Source organism: Methylobacterium sp. J-026 (genome assembly GCF_022829585.1).
In the GTDB taxonomy this organism is placed as follows: Bacteria; Pseudomonadota; Alphaproteobacteria; order Rhizobiales; family Beijerinckiaceae; genus Methylobacterium.
The window spans coordinates 1-2770 of sequence record NZ_JAKSYC010000007.1 but is presented as its reverse complement, the minus strand read 5'-3'; the positions used below and the strand labels follow the sequence as shown (position 1 = coordinate 2770).

2 protein-coding genes are annotated in these 2770 nt (G+C 65.5%); both read left to right on the top strand.

Translation table 11 applies throughout. The features are described from left to right. Positions 1-1098: porin (locus MKK69_RS00160; RefSeq protein ID WP_243964614.1), on the top strand; the 1098-nt coding region annotated here is incomplete at its 5' end. A 931-nt stretch (positions 1099-2029) separates the two neighbouring features. After that, the coding region (locus tag MKK69_RS00155) for a porin (RefSeq protein WP_243964613.1) at positions 2030-2770 on the top strand (741 nt) is incomplete at its 3' end.

Sequence of the window (2770 nt, the reverse complement as noted above, 5' to 3'; positions counted from 1 at the left end):
GCCGGTGCCACCGCCGGTTCGGACAACTTCTCCACCAACCTGCTCGCCTACACGGCGACGGTGGGCAACGGCCTGTCGGCGACGATCTCGATCGAAGACCCGGTCTTCCGCCGCACCCCGATCTTCTCGCCGTTCAACGTCTCCGCCACCCTGAACACGGGCAGCGTGCAGAACTTCGGCGTGACCAACCAGCCGACCCCGATCTTCGTCGGTCCTGGCCGCTACGGGAACGTCGACAGCATCGAGCGCTCTCGCCTGCCCGATTTCGTCGGCGTTGTGCGCCTCGATCAGGCCTGGGGCTCGGCCCAGCTCTCCGCCGCCACCCACGAGCTGAACGTCGGCAACCTCTCGACCGCCGCCAGCACCGGCACGGGCCCGGTCCTCGTCCCCGCCCACACCAGCACGGTCCAGGGATTTGCGGTTCAGGGCGGCCTGAAGATCAACGCCCCCTTCATCGCGCCGGGCGACGCCCTGTACCTGCAGGGTGCCTACGGCGAGGGCGCGCAGCTCTATACCGGTTATTCCTCGTATACCGGCTCGTACACGCAGAGCACCACGACGATCCAGGGTCAGAAGTTCGCCCAGTACTTCTCCGACGCGACGATCAATCCCTATACCGGCCAGCTGCAGACCTCGACCAGCTTCACGGCGGTCGCCTCGTACCTGCACTACTGGTCGCCGGAATGGCGCTCGGCCTTCTTCGGCTCCTACGGCGAGCAGAGCTTCTCCAACAGCGCCCGTCTCGCCCAGGGTGCGATCTACAACCTCGTGAGCGGTCTGGCCGGCAGCAACCCGTTCGGCTCCAACGCCGTCGGCGCCCCCGGCACCCGGTTCTACCAGCTGAGCCAGGCGCTGCGCGACACCTACCAGTTCGTGGCCGGCGCGAGCATCATCTGGTCGCCGGTGAAGGACCTCGATATCGGCGTCGAGGGCTTCTACACCCAGATCGGCCTGAAGAACGGCCGGGCGATCGATCTCGACAAGAGCCCGACCGCCTACGCCAACATCGCCGGCATCAACAACGGCACCTTCGCGGTCCGGACCGCCACGCAGGATTCGGTCTCCCAGGTCCGCTTCCGCGTCCAGCGCGACTTCTGATCCGGCCCGCCGGGGCTTCGGCCCCGGCAGCCTTCCTCGTGCTTCACGGATCTCAAGGCTCGGCTTCGGCCGGGCCTTTTTTGTCGTTCGGCTCGGTTCCGAACCCGAGGCCGGCCCGCCGCCCTGCGCCGCCGATGCCAGGGCACTCCCGCGCTGCCCGATCTCGCGGGCGATGCGGCCGCCTCTATCGGCTGGGCCGGACGGCTCGACGCCCGCCGACAGCTGGCCTGCGCCCATCACTTCGATCCTGATGCCGCCCCCTGTGACGCCACCGTGCCGGCCGTGTCCGCGCGGTACGCCGTGACGCGTCGTTGGGTGATGGCTGACGCCCCTGTCGGACTGGCTGCGCCGTCAGAGCCGCCGCCACGCCCCGGACAGGGGTGCGGGTTTCGGCACCGGGACCGCGCGCCGCCGGCAGCGGTGAGTCGGCCGCGTCGAGAATCATCATCACGATCGGATCGGCGCCGGACACATCCGGCCGGCCGTTTCGCCCGTCCAGGGGGGGCGTGTCGTGTCCTGCCGGTTTGAAAACGGCGGGCAACGCCGTCCGCCGAGCGTATGGCGGGCAGCGGGAGAGCTCGCAAGATATTACTCTTTGATTTTATAATTTTTCGATTAATACATATAGCAAAACTATGTAATGTCTGTTTTATCAGTACGTCAGATTTTCAAATGATACTTAAGTGGAGATATATTTGCTCTCAATCTTGTTGCGATGTTGCAACATATTGAGACAAGACCCGGTCGATACGTGAATCCATGTTGCAGTGAAGCTTTGGTTTGAACAATGTGCCGATGCATCGGCGCGTCTCGAAATCGGGTGCCCGAACAGAGCTGCCTGTAATAGGTAGAATAGTAAAACAATGTGCCTGTAGTGCAGATCAAAACTGCGCGGATGGCGATATCGGGTCTCGAAGCTTTGGAGATGTCTATGAAGCTCTTGAAGGGCTCGCTGCTCGGGTCCGCCGCCGCGTTCGCGGCGGTGGGGGCCGCGCACGCCGCCGACCTGCCGGTCAAGAAGGCGGTGCCAGTCGAGTACGTCCGCGTCTGCAACGCCTACGGTGCCGGCTTCTTCTACATCCCGGGCACCGACACCTGCCTGCGCATCTCGGGCCGTGCCCGGTTCGAGGGCGGCTACATGACCAGCAACTCGCGCGCCGCCGGCAACGGCGACACGTCGGGCTACCAGGGCCGGATGCGCATCAACCTCGATGCCCGTACCCAGACCGCCTACGGCACCCTGCGCGCCTTCGTGCGCTTGGACGCCGGCGCCCGCACCGGCTATTCCGGCGTCGGCCAGTCCGGCACCCAGCAGCGCATCGGCCAGGCCTATGCCGGCATCGGCACCGACAGCTTCGGCCGCGACTCGCAATTCGTCAACGTCGACAAGGCGTTCATCCAGTTCGCCGGAATGACCGCCGGTCGCGCGTCGTCGTTCTTCGACTTCTACGCCCACGACTTCGAGTTCGCCGGTGCCACCGCCGGTTCGGACGTGTTCTCGACCAACCTGCTCGCCTACACGGCGACGGTCGGCAACGGCCTGTCGGCGACGATCTCGATCGAAGACCCGGTCTTCCGCCGCACCCCGATCTTCTCGCCGTTCAACGTCGGCGCCACGGTCAGCTCCGGCAGCGTGTCGAACTTCGGCGTGACCAACCAGCCGACGCCGGTC